The 18,205-nt window shown below is 54.5% G+C and carries 11 protein-coding genes; 8 read left to right on the top strand and 3 right to left on the bottom strand.

Annotated elements, in window-relative coordinates; translation table 11 throughout:
• Nucleotides 1-224: 224 nt before the first annotated feature.
• The 8 genes from BD749_RS13360 (at nt 225) to BD749_RS13325 (ending at nt 8,693) form a co-directional block, all read left to right on the top strand.
• Nucleotides 225-1,118: a branched-chain amino acid transaminase gene (locus tag BD749_RS13360; protein ID WP_101445093.1), complete on the top strand. Its 894-nt coding sequence runs from the start codon at nt 225-227 to the stop codon at nt 1,116-1,118.
• Nucleotides 1,119-1,451: 333 nt separating this feature from the next.
• Nucleotides 1,452-3,170 (top strand): dihydroxy-acid dehydratase, encoded by a 1,719-nt coding sequence (ilvD, locus tag BD749_RS13355; protein ID WP_180336409.1) that lies wholly within the window; start codon nt 1,452-1,454, stop codon nt 3,168-3,170.
• On the top strand, nt 3,133-4,866 hold the full coding sequence (gene ilvB / locus BD749_RS13350; RefSeq protein WP_245869193.1) for a biosynthetic-type acetolactate synthase large subunit: 1,734 nt from the start codon (nt 3,133-3,135) through the stop codon (nt 4,864-4,866). Before ilvD ends, ilvB begins: the two co-directional genes overlap by 38 nt.
• 90 nt (nt 4,867-4,956) lie before the next feature.
• Nucleotides 4,957-5,289 (top strand): ACT domain-containing protein, encoded by a 333-nt coding sequence (locus BD749_RS13345; RefSeq protein WP_101445088.1) that lies wholly within the window; start codon nt 4,957-4,959, stop codon nt 5,287-5,289.
• A 39-nt stretch (nt 5,290-5,328) separates the two neighbouring features.
• Nucleotides 5,329-6,375, top strand: a complete 1,047-nt coding sequence (gene ilvC, locus BD749_RS13340) for a ketol-acid reductoisomerase (RefSeq protein ID WP_101445085.1) — start codon at nt 5,329-5,331, stop codon at nt 6,373-6,375.
• 13 nt (nt 6,376-6,388) lie between these two features.
• Nucleotides 6,389-7,654, top strand: coding sequence for a threonine ammonia-lyase IlvA (gene ilvA, locus BD749_RS13335; protein WP_101445082.1), 1,266 nt, complete (start codon nt 6,389-6,391; stop codon nt 7,652-7,654).
• 312 nt (nt 7,655-7,966) lie between these two features.
• Nucleotides 7,967-8,461, top strand: a complete 495-nt coding sequence (locus tag BD749_RS13330) for a DinB family protein (RefSeq protein WP_101445079.1) — start codon at nt 7,967-7,969, stop codon at nt 8,459-8,461.
• Between the two features lies 1 nt (nt 8,462).
• Nucleotides 8,463-8,693, top strand: a complete 231-nt coding sequence (locus BD749_RS13325) for a hypothetical protein (protein WP_218972551.1) — start codon at nt 8,463-8,465, stop codon at nt 8,691-8,693.
• Here the strand turns inward: BD749_RS13325 and BD749_RS13320 are convergent.
• From BD749_RS13320 to BD749_RS13310, 3 genes are all read right to left on the bottom strand, one after another.
• The gene (locus BD749_RS13320) at nt 8,666-9,664 is read right to left on the bottom strand and encodes a helix-turn-helix transcriptional regulator (RefSeq protein ID WP_101445076.1); all 999 of its coding nucleotides are present in this window, start codon (nt 9,662-9,664) and stop codon (nt 8,666-8,668) included. The two genes, BD749_RS13325 and BD749_RS13320, sit on opposite strands and share 28 nt — an antisense overlap.
• Nucleotides 9,665-9,894: 230 nt before the next feature.
• Nucleotides 9,895-12,243 carry a penicillin-binding protein 1C gene (pbpC, locus tag BD749_RS13315; protein ID WP_101445073.1) on the bottom strand — a complete coding sequence of 783 codons (2,349 nt, stop codon included), beginning with the start codon at nt 12,241-12,243 and terminating at the stop codon, nt 9,895-9,897.
• A 272-nt stretch (nt 12,244-12,515) separates the two neighbouring features.
• A complete protein-coding gene (locus BD749_RS13310) occupies nt 12,516-17,951 on the bottom strand; it encodes an alpha-2-macroglobulin family protein (RefSeq protein ID WP_101445070.1) in 5,436 nt (1,811 codons plus the stop codon).
• Between the last annotated feature and the right edge of the window lie 254 nt (nt 17,952-18,205).

Raw genomic sequence — 18,205 nt, 5'->3', positions numbered from 1 at the left:
AGCCGTCTCCCGCAAGAGACGGCTGTTTTTGTTTATACCACTATAGAAAATCACAGATTATGCACGCAATAGCTGCTATCATTATTGTCATCATTATTCTTATTCCTCAGCCACCGGGTTGAAGAAACGGAGTTCTGTTGCCAATAGAAAGCCTTTCTGACTACCCGGTCAGAAAGGCTTTTTTGTTTTACCTAATCAATCATAACCATTAATAATTAGCTACAATGTATTTCAACGACAACACACTTGTTTTCCTGGATGGCCATTTTGTAAAACCCGAGCAGGCCAGTTGCAGTGTATATGCCCAGTCGCTGCACTATGGCTATGCGGCTTTTGAAGGCCTTCGTTCTTACAGCACAACGGCAGGCATACGCATTTTCAAGGCAAAGGAGCATTACGAACGCCTGCACTATTCCTGCCAGGCAGTTGGTTTGCCGCTCGCCTACACGGTGGAGGAGCTGACGGCGCTCACCTACGAGTTGCTCGAGCTGAACCGCCTTTCGGATGCCTACATTCGTCCGTTGGTGTATGCCGGCGAACCCAACATGGGGATAAAGGCTCCTGCGACGAGCAACCTGTTCATAGCAGCCTGGGAGTGGGGCAAATATCTTGGAGACCAGTGCCTGCGCCTGATGATTTCCCCCTACGAACGGCCTAACCCTAAAGCTGTACCCATTGAGGCCAAAATATCCGGGCATTATGCCAATTCTATTGTTGCCAGTTCCGATGCCAAAATGAAAGGCTACGACGAGGCGCTCCTGCTCGACATGCATGGCTTTGTAGCGGAGGGGCCGGGCTCAAACTTCTTCTTCGAGAAAAACGGAGAACTCTATACCGCTCCTGCAGGCAGCATTCTCCAAGGTATTACCCGAGCGACTGTGATAGAACTTGCCCGGGAAGCGGGTGTCAGGGTGCACGAGCAATTTTTCAGACCTGAAGAATTACTAGAGGCAGAAGGTGCTTTCCTGACAGGTACAGCCGCTGAAGTGGTGGGCGTGTCCTCCATCGGGGAGCACGTGTTCAGGAAACCCTATGCAGACACCATCGGAGCACAGCTGGCTCAGCAATATACCGCGCTGGTTACCGGCAAGGCCGCCCCACACCTGCTCTCGACTTAGCAGCTGCAGCAATATGTGAACCCTGCTTCCACCTGTGTAAACAACAAGAACCAATTGTTATGCTGTCCTTAGAAAATGTATTTAAATCTATGTAATTCATTGGTTAATAGGTGTTTAAATTGGCTTTTGGAGAGCTTGGAAATAGTAAAGAGATACAAGTGTTGTTTTCTGTAGCGATGGTAATAAGCTGAAATTGCAGCTGGCAAAGTAACAGAGATTGAATTCCGGGAGGAGGTTTTACCCAGAAATTAAGAGAAGAACAACTGCTTAGGCTTAAAGCTTTCAGAGCTGCAGCCAATGGTAGGTATACTGATAAAAAAATACGCGAATATAATGGCACTGAACAAATACAGCCGCATCTATACCCAGGACGACAGTCTGCCTGCGTCACAAGCCATGCTCATGGGAGCGGGCCTCTCAGCCGAAGACCTGCGCAAGCCTTTTGTAGGCATCTGCTCGACGGGTTTTGATGGCAATACCTGCAACATGCATCTCAACGACCTGGCCGACGAGGTAAAGCGGGGCGTGAACAAGCAAGGTATGGTAGGGCTCCGGTTTAACACTATCGGCGTGAGCGATGGCATCACCAACGGCACACAGGGCATGAACTACTCCCTGGTGTCACGGGAAATTATAGCGGACTCTATCGAAACCATAACAGGTGCACACAACTACGATGCGCTGGCGTGCGTGGTAGGCTGCGATAAAAACATGCCCGGCTCGCTCATGGCCATGGCCCGCCTGAACCGCCCTGCCCTGATGGTATATGGCGGCACGATAAAAGGGGGCGAGTTCAAAGGGGAAAAGCTCAACATCGTTTCCTGTTTTGAGGCCTACGGCAAGAAATTGAACGGACAGCTCTCGGAAGAAGACTACAGGGGCATCATCCGGAACGCCTGCCCGGGGCCTGGCGCCTGTGGCGGTATGTATACGGCCAATACCATGGCCTCCGCTGCGGAAGCCCTGGGTATGTCAGTTCCCTTTTCGTCGTCGTCGCCTGCTGTCAGCCAATCCAAAAAAGAGGAGTGCCTAGGTACTGGGGAGTACCTGCTGCGCCTGCTGGAAATGGACCTGAAACCGCAGGACATTTTGGTGCGGGAGGCCTTTGAGAATGCGCTGGTGCTGATCACGGTGCTGGGAGGCTCGACCAATGCCGTGCTGCATCTGATCGCCATTGCCCATGCAGCGGGTGTCCCCCTCTCACTCCGGGATTTTCAGGCGGTGAGCAACCGGGTGCCGGTGCTTGCCGATTTGAAACCAAGTGGAAAATACTTGATGGAGGACCTCTCGACCCTGGGAGGCGTGCCGGCCGTGATGAAAACCCTACTGAACGAAGGTTTGATCACGGGCGACCTGCTGACGGTGACGGGGAAAACCGTGGCGGAGAACCTGGCGGGCGTCAAGCCGCTGGGGGAGGAGCAGGACTTGCTTCGGCCGCTGAGCAACCCCATCAAGGCAGATGGGCATATCCAGACACTGTACGGCAATCTGGCACCAAAAGGGGCAGTGGCCAAAATATCAGGTAAGGAGGGCCTGACTTTCGAGGGGCCGGCGATCGTGTTCAACTCAGAAGAAGAACTTAATCAAGGTATAGCCACTGGCAAGATCGTGGCCGGACAGGTCGTCGTCATCCGCTATGTCGGACCCAAAGGCGGGCCCGGCATGCCGGAGATGCTGAAACCCACCTCTGCCATCATGGGGGCCGGTCTGGGAGACAAAGTGGCCCTGATTACCGATGGACGATTCTCCGGGGGCACGCACGGCTTTGTGATAGGACACGTCTGTCCGGAGGCTTACGACGGCGGCACACTGGCACTGGTAGAAGATGGAGACTGGATCTCGCTGAACGCCAACAAGAACACAATACACTTGCATGTGGAAGAAGCCGTGCTGGACTTGCGCCGCGATAAGTGGCAACAGCCAGCCCCAAAAGTAGAAAAAGGCGTGCTGCTGAAGTATATAAGAACAGTGAGCGATGCCAGCAGAGGATGTATAACTGATTTAGAAGAAGCACATGTTAACGAAAGAAAACCCAGCCCCCAAAGCGCCTGAAATGGAAATAACTGTGACAGGGGCGGAGGCGGTGATCCTTTCCCTTCTGGCCGAAAATGTGGAGACGATCTTCGGCTACCCGGGAGGGGCCATTATGCCAGTATACGACGCACTGTATGATTACGCCGACCAGCTCAACCACATTTTGGTGCGCCATGAGCAGGGCGCCATTCATGCCGCTCAGGGGTATGCCCGGGTAAGCGGGAAAGTGGGAGTGTGCCTGGCCACCTCTGGCCCCGGAGCCACCAATCTTATCACAGGACTGGCGGATGCCAAGGCAGACTCCACGCCAGTGGTATGTATAACAGGGCAGGTTGCCTCCAGCCTGCTGGGCACAGACGCGTTTCAGGAGGCCGATGTCATCAGCATTACCAGTGCTGTCACCAAGTGGAACTTACAGGTAACCCAGGCGTCCGATATTCCGGCCGCAATCAGCAAGGCATTTTACCTGGCCCAGAGTGGTCGGCCCGGACCAGTTCTAATCGACATCACGAAAGATGCTCAGTTCGCCAAAACTCCTTTCAGGTATGCGCCCTGTAAGCAAGTGGCCTACTATGCTCCCAAGCCCCCGCTCGACCAGCAGGCGGTTGCCTGCGCTGCAGCGCTTATCAACAGCTCCCGCAAGCCGCTCATCCTGGCAGGGCAGGGTATACACCTGGCTGGGGCCCATCAGGAATTGCTGGACCTGGCGACAAAAGCCGATATTCCGGTGGCAACCACCTTGCTGGGTCTCTCGGCTATACCCACTGAGCATCCTCTGAATGTAGGTTTACTGGGGATGCACGGCAACTACGCACCAAACCTCAAGACCAACGAAGCAGACCTGATCATTGCCGTGGGGATGCGCTTTGATGACCGGGTGACCGGCCGAGTGGACACTTATGCCAGACAGGCAAGCATCATTCACATCGACCTCGACCCGGCCGAAATCAATAAAATCATCAAGGCCGATGTGGCCCTGGTGGCAGACGCCCGCGAGGCACTGGCGGCGCTGACCAGACTCGTATTTAAAAACGAGCATCCGGAGTGGTTGCAGGAGTTCAGAGATTGCATGGATCAGGAATTTGAGAAAGTGGTCCGGCATGACCTATTCCCTGCAGATGATCGGGAGATTACGATGGGAGAGGTGCTGCGCCTGGTGAACGAGCTTGCAGAGGAGGACAGTGTGCTGGTAACGGACGTGGGGCAGCACCAGATGGTGGCCTCCCGCTACTTTAACTTCCGCAGCCTGAACAGCAATATCACCTCGGGGGGCCTTGGCACCATGGGCTTTGCCTTGCCTGCAGCCATTGGCGCCAAGGCCGGGCGGCCGCTGGCGCAGGTAGTTGCCGTGATCGGCGACGGAGGATTCCAGATGAACATCCAGGAACTGGGCACTATCATGCAGACCGGGATTGCCGTGAAGGTCATCATCCTGAACAACAACTTCTTGGGCATGGTACGGCAGTGGCAGCAGCTCTTTTTTGAGAAACGCTACTCCTCTGTGGAAATGGAGAACCCGGACTTTGTAAAGATAACGCAGGGGTATGGCATCAGCGCCCGAAAGGTAGTGCAGCGCTCAGCACTCGCCGAAACCATGCGGGCCGTGTTGAGCAGCCAGCAGCCAGAGGTGCTGGAAGTGGTGGTCGGCAGGGAGGACAATGTTTTTCCGATGATCCCGACAGGAGCCTGTGTATCTGAAGTAAGACTGGAGTAGCCGCTACCCGGGCGGGCCTTGTGCCAGGAAAAGTTATGCGGGAGCATCTGTAATGCTTTCGCCATCCAATCATTTGAACAGAAGAAAACCATGCAAGAATCATTTGTATTCACCATCAGTGCAGCCGGGGATAAGAGCATCCTGAATAGAGTCCTGATGCTTTATACGCGGCGTAATATTGCTTTCGAACGTCTGACAGCGTCCAGACCGGACGACAGTTCGCATTACAGTTTTCGCATTGAGGCGAACACTACCCCGCATTGGGCAGAGCAGATCACAAAGGAACTGCAAAAGATCATCGGTGTAAGGTATGCTACTGTACAGCGACAAGAGGAGGGGAAACAGCCGTCTCTAGAACCACATGCCGCGGCCATTTCCCGCTCAATCGCCAAATCGAAACCGGCTGTAACAGCCAGCTTATAATTCATAATCGCAAAATCAACTTACAAACGAACACATTTTATGGCAACTATCAATTTCGGAGGAGTAGACGAAACCGTTGTAACACGGGAGGAATTTCCACTTGCAAAAGCACGTGAAGTGCTCCAGCATGAACTGATTGCAGTAATAGGGTATGGCGTACAGGGGCCCGGTCAGGCGCTCAACTTGCGCGACAATGGCTTTAACGTAATTGTAGGGCAGCGAAAGGATTCTGCCTCTTGGCAAAAGGCCCTGGCAGATGGCTGGGTGGAAGGCGAAACGCTCTTCAGCATCGAGGAGGCGGCAGAACGGGGCACCATCATCGCCAACCTGCTTTCAGACGCCGGTCAGATCGCCGTATGGCCAACCCTGCGGGAAAGGCTCACAGCCGGCAAGACCTTGTACTTTTCACACGGCTTTGGCATTACATTTCACGAGCATACCAACATCGTGCCGCCTGCTGATGTAGACGTTATATTGGCGGCCCCCAAGGGAAGCGGCACCAGCCTGCGTCGGCTATACCTGCAGGGAGGAGGCCTCAATTCTTCTTTTGCCGTGTACCAGGATGCAACGGGCAAAGCCTATGAAAAGGCCGTAGCCATGGGTATCGGCATCGGTTCGGGCTACCTGTTCGAAACAGACTTCCGGAAAGAGGTTTACAGCGACCTGACCGGTGAGCGGGGCGTGCTGATGGGGGCGCTGGCCGGCATCATCGAGGCACAGTACCAGGTGCTGCGTCAGCGTGGTCACTCGCCCTCCGAGGCATTTAACGAAACGGTAGAAGAACTCACGCAAAGCCTGGTGCCCCTGGTGGGCGAGAATGGCATGGACTGGATGTTCTCGAACTGCTCCGTGACGGCTCAGCGTGGCGCACTCGACTGGAAAGGCAGGTTCAAAGAAGCGACCCTCCCGGTGCTCCACGAGCTCTACGACAGCGTGGCATCCGGTACCGAGGCGCAACGCACCATCCAAAGAGGTTCTGCGCCAGGCTACCGCACTGAGCTGGAGGCGGAACTGCAGGAATTGCGAGAATCAGAGTTATGGCAGACAGGGGCAAGGGTAAGAGAGTTACGCTCCCAGAGTAAGTAAACAGGACGTGGAAATGACTCTAACAGACACAGATTGCCTTGTCTCGCTGCAAAAGGTGGAACAGGCTTCACAAAGACTCAGGGGCGTGGTGACCAACACGCCCCTGTTACAAAACTTATGGCTGTCGCAAACCTACGGGGCGAATGTATACCTGAAGCGGGAAGACCTGCAGGTAGTGCGCTCCTATAAGATTCGGGGGGCTTACAACATGATGGCCTCCCTGGTACCTGCCCGCCGTGCGGGGGAAATCGTGTGCGCCAGTGCCGGGAACCATGCCCAGGGCGTGGCCTATGCCTGTCAGCTGCTGGGCATCAAGGGCTACATTTTTATGCCTGCCATCACGCCGGCGCAAAAAGTGAATAAGGTGCGGCTCTTTGGAAAAGAGTTGGTCGAGATTATCCTGACCGGCGCCACCTATGACGATGCATTTCAGGCCGCTAAGGATTTTTGCGACAGCCGGGGTGGCACTTTTATCCCGCCTTTCGATGACCTGGCGATTGTAGAGGGTCAGGCCACGGTGGGGATGGAAATCCTGAGGGATGCGTCATTTCACATCGATTACCTGTTTATGCCTGTCGGTGGCGGCGGGCTGGCCTCCGGCGTGTGCAGTGTGTTCAGGCAGCTAAGTCCGCAGACCAGGCTAATAGGCGTGCAGCCGCAGGGCGCTCCCTCCATGTACAATTCCATCCGGCAAGGCCAGCGCCTGACGCTCGACACCATCGACAGTTTTGTGGATGGTGCCGCCGTCAAATGCCCGGGGGAACTGACTTTAGCCATCTGTCGGGAATTGCTGGATGAAATAGTGCTGGTGCCCGAGGGACAGGTATGTGAGGACATCCTGAAGATGTACAACGAGGAGGGAGTGGTGCTGGAACCGGCCGGAACGCTGAGCATATCGGCCCTGAAATCATTTGCCGACCAGCTGGTGGGTAAAAATGTGGTTTGTGTCATTAGTGGCAGTAACAACGACATCACACGCATGGAAGAAATAAAAGAGCGGGCCATGCGCCACCAGGGTCTGAAGCACTACTTCATGGTCACGTTCAACCAGCGGCCCGGTGCTCTGAGAACATTTGTGAATCGGGTGCTGCATCCGGAGGACGACATTATCCACTTCCAGTACATGAAGAAAAACAACAAGGAAAAAGGGCCTGTTTTTATAGGGATAGAAGTAAAGGAGCCACATGATGTAGAGGCCATTAAGAGCCGGATGAATGTGGAAGGCTTTAATTTTGAATACCTGAACGACCAACCCGATTTTCTGAGTTTGTTTGTGTAAATGTAGGTATGGGCTTTAAACGTCGCTCCAAGAATGGACACGCGTACAGCAGGTCCCTTTTTGAATTGATCCTGCACAGCTGGATGGTTTAAATGCGGAGAGGCGGCTTTCAGTGGACTCCATTGTCCATACTAAATCCCAAATGATGCTAACCGGATATCAAGCTGCCTACAGTTGCCAACCGATTAGCAGAGTAAAAGCCGGAGGGCCCCCTTCAACAATTTAAGAAAAAACCGCAGACTGCTGACAAACCGTTGTCATACCGGGGCTCTAGCTTTGAGGGAAAGATTTGTTTCACCTAAAGCGAAAAGCATGAACACGACAGTAAAAGCAACCACATCTCCTATTGTTATTACACCAGCCGAGCTGCTGGCGCACTGGCAGGGCCACCGAGACCTGACCCGCCGCGTGATCGAGGCATTTCCGGAAGAACAGCTCTATACCTACAGCCTGGGCGGCATGCGACCGTTTGGCGAGATGGTGCAGGAACTACTGGCAATTGCGGCACCTGGCACCAAGCAGATTGCCGGAGAGCCGGCCGAAGAACTGAACGAGCATTTGGAGCAGGCTAAAACCAAAGCCGGCATGCTGGCCCTGTGGGACGAGTCCACCGAAGAACTGAACCGCTATTGGGCGCAGATCCCGGAGGAGCGATTCCGGGAGCGCATCCTGGCCTTTGGGCAGTACGAGGGAACGGTCTGGTCCACTATTCTCTACTTTATCGACAACGAGATCCATCACCGGGGGCAGGGCTATGTGTACCTGCGCACATTGGGCATAGAGCCGCCACAATTCTGGGATCGGTAAGTTGAGAGAAATGAAGACGGTGCTGGTTTTTAAAACATCTGTTTCCTCAGACTGTGAGGCCCGCATGGTAAAGCCTTTGCTGGATAGCCTGATGGGAAGCAGAGAGCGCTGGAACTTTGACCTGGAGGATTGCGACAATATCCTCCGGGTCGAAGCCGTCTCGATTCACCCTGCCAGCATTATCGGTAGGCTGAGCGAAGCGGGCTATACCTGTGAGGAGCTGGAGGACTGAAGGCTGCCCTGCAGCTGTAAGTTTTCCTTCGCCTGTTCGAGCATCTGGCTCACCCGCTGCCGGAAACTTTCAGGCTCCACAATCTCGGCACAGTCAGCAAACATCAGGTACCATCGTGATAGTCCCTCATGCAGGTCACTGGTTCGGAAGGTCATCTCTACTTTATCGCCCATTATTTTTTCGGAGACAAAGCCGTAGTACTGCCGCCCGGTGCGGAGGTACTTGGCTACCTCCTTGTCCACCCGTATGGTAACTTGTGTGGCGTTCAGGGGTTTTTCTGTTTTCCGGTGGTCGGCCAGGGAACCGTGCTTTCTGGTAAAGGGCTGCTGCGTAAGCCTGATGCGCGTCATGCGATCTGTTCGGAACTGGCGGTAGTCGTTTCGTAAGAGGCAATAGGCCAGTATATACCAGTAGTTGTTTTCATGGAAGAGCCCCACCGGTTCAATGGTGCGGTCTGTTCGTTCGTCGGCATAGGGCGCCTGGTACTGCAGACTGACCTGCTTTTGCTCAGCAATGCTACTGATCACCACATGCAATGCATCGGGGGCCTGTTCGCTGAAGAGTTCCTGCGAGGCATCTACCCAGATCTGCGCCTCCAAAGTGGCCAGCCGCTCTTTGGTGTGGCTCTTGAGTACAGACTTTATTTTGTACAGAGCCGACTCGTAATGGGCGCCAAGTGCTTTGTCGGTGAACTGCTGCATCAGCTTTTCGGCGGCAACGAAGCTGGCCGCCTCCTCCGGCGTGAACAGTACAGGCGGCAGGCGGTACCCCTCCACAAGCGCATAACCTAGGCCGGCCTCCCCGGTAATCGGCACACCGGCTGCTTCCAGGGAACGCACATCCCGGTAAATGGTACGCAGGCTCACCTCGAAGCGGTCTGCCATCTCCTGAGCCTTCACTATCCGCCCCGACTGCAGGTGGATCAGGATGGCCACGATGCGATCAAAACGATTAAGGGTTTCCTTTTTCATAGGCTGCCGGGTTTACTTCAAAAGTACCGGAATGCCTCTAAAGGCGCAATCTTTTTTACTTTCTAGAACGAGGCAAGTGTAGCGGCAAATACCTCAGGAAAAAGTATAAAACAGCAGCCCCTTAGGTATAGATTAACTGAAGAGCAGGTGAAATGTAGCCGAAATGCTTGATTAGAAGACTCAGGTCACAGTTTCAGCAGGTATAAAAGCGGCGTTTACTAGCCTGATATTTACAGAAACCTCACCGTGATATAACTATCGGTGTTCTGTCCCTGGTCATCGGTGCAGGAGATCTTATACCTACCGGCCTTTTGCGGCTCGAAAAACACCTTCTCGTTGGCGGGGGTGGCGCGTAGGAATTGGTCGTTGATGTACCAGTATACCTGCTTCACTTCGTTGTGGGGGTTGCTGTGGAGCATCAGTTGCTGGCGTTCTTCCTGCTCGAGCAAATACTCCATGCCGGCAGCGGGCGAGGTGATCACCGGGGCATGCTCCTTAAAAATGCGACTGCAGCTGGGGTTGTGCGCCGGAATCTGCTTGTATGGAATCCGTTCAGCATCATAGAATGTGAGTAGCTCCGGGGCATAGTTGGGGTAGAGCTGCTGCACAAACCCCATAGCTGGCTGGCAACTGGTGCAGTAGCTATACCTCTTGTCCGCAGAAACAGCAATGCGTTTCAAATGGCTGCACTTTTGGGTGGCCGAGATGCCGGGTATAAAGGTATCCAGCACCTGGTTCTGGCAGAAGTTGTTAGCAGGACTGCCGCTTTCAGCGCACACCGCTCTTAAACCAATGCCCTTAGGTTGCTGAAACCACCCGTCGGAGGAGTTATAGTCGATGCTGTTGAAGATGTCGAAGAGCAGGGGAGTGGCCGAGTCGGTGCCGTTGAGTTCGGGTACGCCCTCACCTGAGAAATTGCCTACCCACACGCCTACCGTGTACTTTTTGTTGTAGCCAATGCTCCAGGCATCTTTGCGGCCATAAGAGGTGCCGGTTTTCCAGGCGATCTTGGGCAGGTTCGGGCTGTTGTGCGCATTGTGCGGCAGGTCGGGGCGCGTGAGCTGCGTCAGGATCTGGTTTACCATAAAAGCCGATCCCGGCGACAGCAGCTGCGTTTCCTGCTGTGTCGTGTCTTCCTGTAGCCAGCGTGCCGGGCTATACATTCCCTGGTTGGCAAAGGTGGCGTAGAGCAAAGTCAGCTCTTCCAGTTTCACATCACAGCCTCCCAAGATCAGAGAAAGACCAAGCTGGTTGCCCTTGCGCTTCATCTCCGAAAACTCTGCCTGCTTCAACTTCTGCACAAAGGTATGTACCCCCAGTTGGTCGAGCACCTTCACGGCGGGCACGTTGAGCGAAGTAGCCAGGGCATGCGCGATGGTGACATTGCCATTGTAGTTGCCAAAGTAGTTTTGCGGTCGGTAGCCAGCATAATCCACGGGTACATCCGTAATCACCGCCTTCGGCGTGAGCAGGCCTTTGTCAAAAGCGGTGGCATACAGGAAAGGCTTTAAGGTGCTGCCCGGCGAACGAACCGCCCGAATACCGTCTACCTGTCCGTGGTGCGCAAAATCGTTGAAATCCGCGGAGCCCAGGTAGGCTTCCACAGCCCGGGTTTGGTTGTTGATCACCAGCACGGCTGCGTTGTGGATGTTCTGGTAACGTAGTCGCTGCATGTAGTTATAGGCCAGTTGCTCCACCTTTTCCTGCACCTGCCGGTTAAGCGTGGTTTTGATGATGGGCTGGTTCTTATACCTTCGGTACATGCGGTAGGCGAAGTGCGGCGCTACCTTGGGCGCCTCCTGCCGACGTGCCTCCAGCGGCTCCAGCAAGGCATCTTCAATCTCGGCGGCTGGAAAAGCCTGTTGCGCCTGATAGTAGCGCAGCCATTTGTTTCGAAACTCAATGATTCGCTCGTTCTGCTCCCCAATCCGCAGCGTGGAAGGCTTGTTCGGAATCACCGTCAGTGTGACCGCCTGCGCCAGGCTCAGCTGCTTTGGTGACTGATGGAAGTATAAAACAGAAGCCGCCTTCACGCCTTCGATGTTGCCGCCAAAAGGCACCAGGTTCAGGTATAGCTGCAGGATTTCGTCTTTGCTGTAATACCACTCCAACTGCAGCGCCCGGAACATCTCGTAAAGCTTGTTCGCATAGGTGCGCTGCTGGGGGTATAGCAGTCGGGCCACCTGCATGGTGATGGTAGAGGCACCGGAAGTTTTCTTATTTTGGAAAAGGTTGTTGGCTAAGGCACGCGTTATCGCAAAGGGATTAATGCCGGGGTGGTAGTAAAAGTATTTGTCCTCCTTCAGCAGCACCGCCTTTTTCAGGACCGGGTTAATCTCGCCCGGCTCCAGCTGCATCCGCCACTTGTCGTCGCGACTCAAAAATGCATTGATGACGCTGCCATCAGAAGCGGTGATGACGGGGGAGTAGGAGATGTTTACTTTAAGCGGGTAGAGGTGGTTGAGGATGGTGAAGGCAAAGCAAAGCAGCAACACAAGGTATAAGCCATACCTGAGCAAGGGCCTGCTGTAGGTTAGCAGCCGCTGGGGTAGGGTATAGGTTGGTTGTTGCTTTTGCATATTAATTATTACTGTCTGCTTTCTTGCAACCTGAATTGTTTCATCGCTTGCCCTGGCCGGGCGGGCCTTACTTTTTGTCTTGACACAAAAAGTAAGCAAAAAAGTCAAGACCCTCCAAACTCGCTGAACGCTCAAACAGTGGAGTGTCGTTTAGGTGCACCTGGCAAAAGTTGTTGCTTCGTTGCTGGAGTGCGAGTATGTCTTTCGACGCGTTCCAGTGGTGTATGCGAAACAACTCTTAAACTCTCAAACTCCTCAACTTCTAAACTCCATTACCTCACTTTCACAACTCCACCTCCCGAATAACTATTGTACTCTGCATTATACATGGCATCAGCTCCAATAGGCCCTAACTGGAAAGTACCCTTCGACACGGCTCTCACTTGGTAGAAAAAGTACTGAGGCTCTGGCTTGGCGGTGGCGTAGAGGTTGATCCTGTCGTCGCGGATGTCGATATGATCCGGCGTAGCTGGTTTCTGAGCTTCTAGCCAGCCGAACTCACGGGCGGTCATCAGGCGCGGGTTTTCTATTTCGAAACCGGCGGGCAGCATGTCGGTGATGGCGATGTTGGGCATACTGCGGCCGTCCAGCGACTGCAGCTCCACCCGCACTACCACCAGGTCATTCTGGCGGAAGGTGTTGTTGGTGATCTCCCGGCCGTTGCGGTCGAAAAAGGTTTTGCGCACTTTCAGGTAATTGTCTTCGCGCTGCACATCGCCGCTCTGGCTGATGCCTTCCAGTTCCCAGAAATAGTATACAGTGCCGTTACCTTTGGCCCGTATGCTGATCGGGCCGCTGCCAATGTTGTTGGTCAGCGTCAGGTCTTTGCCGGAGAAGGTGCCGATCTGCTTGCCGTTCTGGTATACCTGCGCCGTCTGGTTGCCATGGTTCCTGCTCGAGAGTTTACCCAAGGCCATCAGGGCAAAAGCACGCTCCTGGGTATTGTACCAGCGCTTCGAGCGCAGTTCATCTGACAGGTGCCGTGCCAGCGTGCCGATCTGCGGATTATCCTGATCAGCTTCTATCAAACTGTTCAGCGAGATGGCCATGTCGCGGATCGGGGAGTTGAAACTGCCGCTGAGCGCCCGCACCGATGTTTCGCCGGCGAAGGAGCGGGGCAGGATCTGGTTAAAGCTCTCGCGGCTGCCGTTCAGGGCGTAGGTGCTGGCCAGCAGGTAACGGGCATCCAGCGACAGCAATTCCGGTTTGGCCTTGTAGTAGTTCATGGTCGACCAATCCACCGTGCCGGCGATGCTGAGCACATAGAGCGAGTAAGTGGTTTCGCGGGCGGCGATGTACTTGCTCTTCACCTTGCGGCTGGCATCGTAGTAGCGGTATTCTTCCATGGCCTTGCCTTTTACCTTTTGCTGCAGGTAGCGCACGGCTTTGTCCAGAACTTCCTGCGTTACCGGGAAGCCCGCCTTCTTTGCCTCCAGCAAAAAGTGCGTGGCGTAGGTGCTGCTCCACCAGTCGGTGTAGGTGCCGCCGGGCCAGTAGGTAAAGCCGCCGTCGTACTGCTGCATCAGCTCAATTTTGGTGATGGCCTCCTGCACCAGGTAGTTCGGGTTAAAGCTGCGGCTCCTGTTGTCCTGTTGCAGCGAACGGGCCAGGTCGGTATAGTATAGGAGCGGGAAAGCGGTAGAGGTTGTCTGCTCAAGGCAGCCGTGCGGGTAGCGCAGCAGGAAGGTAATATCGTCGGTGAACTGTGCCAGTGGCGAGCGGCTTACCACCAGCTTCGTCGACACGGAGGAAGGTATAAAGTCGTTGGCTAGTTTGATGTCGGCCGTGGCGCCGTCCTTTACACTGCCGGCCTCTGTTACTTTGGTTAGCGGCGCAATGGGGCGGACGGTGATGTCGGTGTTGCTGACAAAAGACTCGTTCAGCGCATTGACCGTCACCTTCACCGTTGCCTGCCCGATGGCTGGCGTAGCCACTAATTTGTAAGTTACCTGCGCTTCTGTGTTCGGATTTATACCTGCGGTTTTTCTGGTTTCGCCTACCACGCGCAAAGGGCCTGTTACCGAGATAGTACTGGCGGCTGTGGCTTTGTTGGCGGTCGTGTTGCTGAGCGTTACCGGCACCAGGATAGTATCTCTTGGACTCACAAATCGTGGAAGCGCTGTGCTGATCACCACCGGATCCGACACCCGCATCATCTTTTCAGAAGAGCCAAAGGCATTGTCTTTATAGGCCACGGCCATGATGCGCACCGCTCCCGAAAACTCAGGTATGCGCACATTCACTGTTGCCTCACCGTTGCTGTTTGTCTTTAACTGTCCGCTCCACAGCGATACAAGCTTCACCCGTTTGTTGGTAAGTGGATTGATGCGTTTGGACAGATCATAACCGTCGCCGCCTGTGCTGGAGCGACTGCCCAGTTCCGGGAACAGGAAAGGGTACAGGTCGTAGCCTGTCACCTCCAACGCCCGCTTCTGGTAGAAGAAGCCATGCGGGTCGGGTGTCTGGTAATCCTTGATCTGCAGGATGCCTTCATCCACCACGGCCAGCGTCACCTCTGCGTTTGGAGCCGTTTTTACCTTCACCTGCTGCACCCTGCTGGAGCGGGAAATTTCCGGTGCCTGTATGGCTACATCCAGCTGCGTGCTCTTTTTGGTTACGCTTAGCGGTTTAAAGCCACGGGCAATGGTCAGCGGCATCTGGCTGTCTTTTACCTGGCGCAGCGCAATGGCGGTGATGTAAGCTGTTGGCAGGTGCTCGTCCTTGATCGGCAGCGTGAGCGAAGCGGCTTTCCTGTCGGTTTTGAGGTAGTAGTAGCTCAGCACTTTGTTCTGCTCCACCGTCACCAGTATCTTGCCTGCAAACGGAGACTTGAACAGTACTTTGGCCTTGTCGCCTACTTCGTACTTTTCCTTGTCCAGCGAGATGTCTACTTCGCCTTCAGTGTTCACGGCAAAGGAGGTGCTCTCGGTGTCGCCCCAGCCGTAAGCGTAAAACTCCTGCGCCACATAATTGTAGGCTCCCGGGCGCATCACACGTATTTCATACTGACCGGAGGTGACAGGCGTGAAGTTGAAAACGGCTCCCGTAGCCGGAATCTGCATGTCCTGGTTGATAAGAACCTGCTCTCTGCGCTGCGATCTGTAGCTGTACTCGTCGCTGTAGCGTGCCATGACTGACTCGTAGGTATAGCGCACCAGCTGCACCCTGGCAGTGGCGGTAACCGGAGAACCCGTGCGGTCGAGGGCAAGCAGCGGTATGTTGAGTGCGCTGCGGGTGCTCACATAATCGTCGAAGTTCCGGATGCCGAAGAAGGCCTGCTGCGTGCTCACGTCGAACTTGCTCAGGCGGTTGACCGGGCGGCCGGTTTCATCGAATACCGAGGTATAAAGCGAGCCGTCCAACAGACCAATATCCCTGAAATTCTCCAGCTCAAAGGTTTCCTGCGCTTTGCCCTGCGCATCCGTCTGCCCCTGGCGGGTGCTGGTCTGGATATTGATCGAGCCGGAGGTACGGATGTCGAAGGTATAGTCGGGGTAGCGCCTGGCTTCAAAGGTTTTCTTTTTCAGGCTGAGCTGTGTTTCGTAGTTGCGACCTGCAGCTGGTGGACCGAACAGGTTTTGGGCCGTCAGGTTCAGGATCAGTTTTTCGCCGGCATTGTAAGTGCCTTTGTTCAGCGTAGCCGTCACCTTCAGTCGGTCAGGCATAAACTCTTCCACACCGATCTTTTTCGAGTTCAGCAGCACATCGTTGCCCGAGTATACCTCCAGGGTATAGGTGCCTGTCACGGCTGCCCCGTTCAGGATGAAGCTGGTTTCGCTGGCGCCCTGGCTGTTGAGCTTGCCTTTGGTGCTGCGGTACTCTTTGCCGTTGGGCAAGAGCAGTTTCACTTTGATGGGGAGTCCGGCCACCGTTTTCCAGTCGGGCGTGCGCACCACGGTGTTCACATGGATGGTGTCACCGGGGCGGTAGAGGTCGCGGTCGCCGTAGATAAAGGCATCGTAGTTGAGTTCGGTCAGGCGTTTGCCACCTACCTCGAAGCGGGAAGTGTTTACCTGCGTCTGGCTGTAGGGCATGTAATTGAAGTCGTCGCCTTTGCGGGCCGTGATCATGCCGATCTTAAAGTCCGGTGCTGCCGTGCCCGTGTTGCTGAACCGGGCCACGCCGTCTTTATCTGTCGTGGCCTTGTGCACCACCTGGTTATTCGTGCTGATGAAGCGGACTTCCACGCCTTCCAGGGTAGCCGCTTCGCGAATGGAGTTGGCAAACACCACCACTTCGTCTTTGCCCTGTTTGGCGATCAGGCCGATGTCCGAAACAGACACGATCTTGGAATCCTTCAGCCAGTTCTTGTCGGTACTGGCCACCGTGATCACATACAGGCCTTTGAACTGGCTGTCGAAGTCGAGGTCGTGCAGGTTGAGGTTGAGAAGATAGGAGCTACCCTGCTTGCGCAGATTTTCAGTGTTGTACTCGCGCTCGAAAAGCGTGTTGCCGTTGTTCTCGTTCACATCGTAGTAGGAGCTGGAGTAGTATTCCTCCGTTTCCTCGTCGTAGTAGCCGTCGTACATCTTGCCCTCGCGCAGGTAGTGCAGAATGTTGTTTTCGTATACCTTGCTGATGCTCACCTTGATGCGCGGCACCTTGTTCAGGTTGAGGGCGATGTTGCGGGCACCCTGGCTGCTCAGGTAAATGCTTCTGGCGTTGGCGAAGCTGATGCCCGGCTCGGTGTCGGCAAAGGTGACGCTGTGGCGGTAGGGCTGGCCCATCGGTTTTCCGGCCATGCCCATCAGGTCGCCGGAGAGGGTGAGGGTATAGGTGCTGTTCTGGTTGAAGTTACCTTTCAGCACCAGCCCGTTTTGCAGGCGCTCCACCGTATATTCCCGCCGCGGACTCACTTCGATCAGGTTGCTGATGTTGCTGTTGGTAACCGGTTGAGTGGTGAGGATGTAAATGCGCTCCTGGCCTTCTTCCAGGGCCGTCACCACTTCCGACACCATCATGTGCTGGCGGCTTGGCAATAAAATATCCCGCTCTATGGTGTGGTCCGTTTGAGAGGTGCTGCCTGACACGCTCAGTCCTTTTGCTATGCTTAGGCGCAACGGAATTTCCTTGTCTGATTGTCCCTCCACGTTCTTCACCCGGATGGTGATGTTGTCGCGGTTGCCACTGGCCAGTTCTACAGGCAGTTCTTTGCTGCCGGCGTATACCCGCAAATGCTCCCGCAGCTCCTGGAAAAGCACGGGGTAATTAAAGTCCAGTTGAAGGCTTGCCTCCAGTTGGTTCGGCGAGTTCTCGTTGGCCACCCAATAGCTTTTGACCTGTTGCAGCTGGAGGTAGGGGGTATGGAAGGTAACACCCTGCCCGGCGGGTATTTTATATTTTGTCTGCGCGTGCAGGAGCAGGTTCTCGGTGAGTTCGGCCTTGTAATTGGTCGTAGGGGCAAAGGGCTTGTCCGGCGAGAAAACCAGTTCGTTCGGTGCTGTCCACTTATACTTGCCGGCTACCTTCGGGGAGATATACAGGTATGGAATGGTGTCCCACTGGTTCAGCAGCGAATCGCCCACCAGATCCTTGTCAAAAGTGAAGACCAGGTTCTGCTCCCGGGCTATTTCCTGGTCGAAGTTTTTGTTTTGCAGCCGCAGTTCATCGCTTTTGCTGCGGCAGCTGATCACGCAAAGGATGCACAGCCAGACACTGAGTTGGAGGAGAAGTCGAAGCTGTTCGGGGTGAGCTTTTGTTTTATTCATAGTAGCGGTAAGGGAAAGCGATTGTATGATGATTGTGTGCTAACGCGATGCACTGGTAATTGGCCTATTTCTGGCCAATACACAGGTATAAGCATATCTGTTTCAACCTGACAATATAGTAATTTCCGCTATCACTTATACCTGATTTTCTTGTTATAAATGGGCTATACCTGACGGGGTTGGCAAATCGCTATTAAGACGACCAAAGCAGGAATTTTAGAAGCTATCCAACTGGATTTCTGGGGGAAAATGGT

It is taken from the genome of Pontibacter ramchanderi, from assembly GCF_002846395.1.
GTDB lineage: Bacteria > Bacteroidota > Bacteroidia > Cytophagales > Hymenobacteraceae > Pontibacter > Pontibacter ramchanderi.
This window is presented reverse-complemented; position numbering and strand designations above follow the sequence as displayed.

Bases quoted from the DNA above. Each gene is read 5' to 3' on its own strand.
- ilvA (WP_101445082.1), top strand. From the start codon at position 6,389: ATGACTCTAACAGACACAGATTGCCTTGTCTCGCTGCAAAAGGTGGAA.
- ilvB (WP_245869193.1), top strand. From the start codon at position 3,133: ATGTTAACGAAAGAAAACCCAGCCCCCAAAGCGCCTGAAATGGAAATA.
- ilvD (WP_180336409.1), top strand. From the start codon at position 1,452: ATGGCACTGAACAAATACAGCCGCATCTATACCCAGGACGACAGTCTG.
- pbpC (WP_101445073.1), bottom strand. From the start codon at position 12,243: ATGCAAAAGCAACAACCAACCTATACCCTACCCCAGCGGCTGCTAACC.
- BD749_RS13310 (WP_101445070.1), bottom strand. From the start codon at position 17,951: ATGAATAAAACAAAAGCTCACCCCGAACAGCTTCGACTTCTCCTCCAA.
- BD749_RS13360 (WP_101445093.1), top strand. From the start codon at position 225: ATGTATTTCAACGACAACACACTTGTTTTCCTGGATGGCCATTTTGTA.
- BD749_RS13330 (WP_101445079.1), top strand. From the start codon at position 7,967: ATGAACACGACAGTAAAAGCAACCACATCTCCTATTGTTATTACACCA.
- ilvC (WP_101445085.1), top strand. From the start codon at position 5,329: ATGGCAACTATCAATTTCGGAGGAGTAGACGAAACCGTTGTAACACGG.
- BD749_RS13320 (WP_101445076.1), bottom strand. From the start codon at position 9,664: ATGAAAAAGGAAACCCTTAATCGTTTTGATCGCATCGTGGCCATCCTG.
- BD749_RS13345 (WP_101445088.1), top strand. From the start codon at position 4,957: ATGCAAGAATCATTTGTATTCACCATCAGTGCAGCCGGGGATAAGAGC.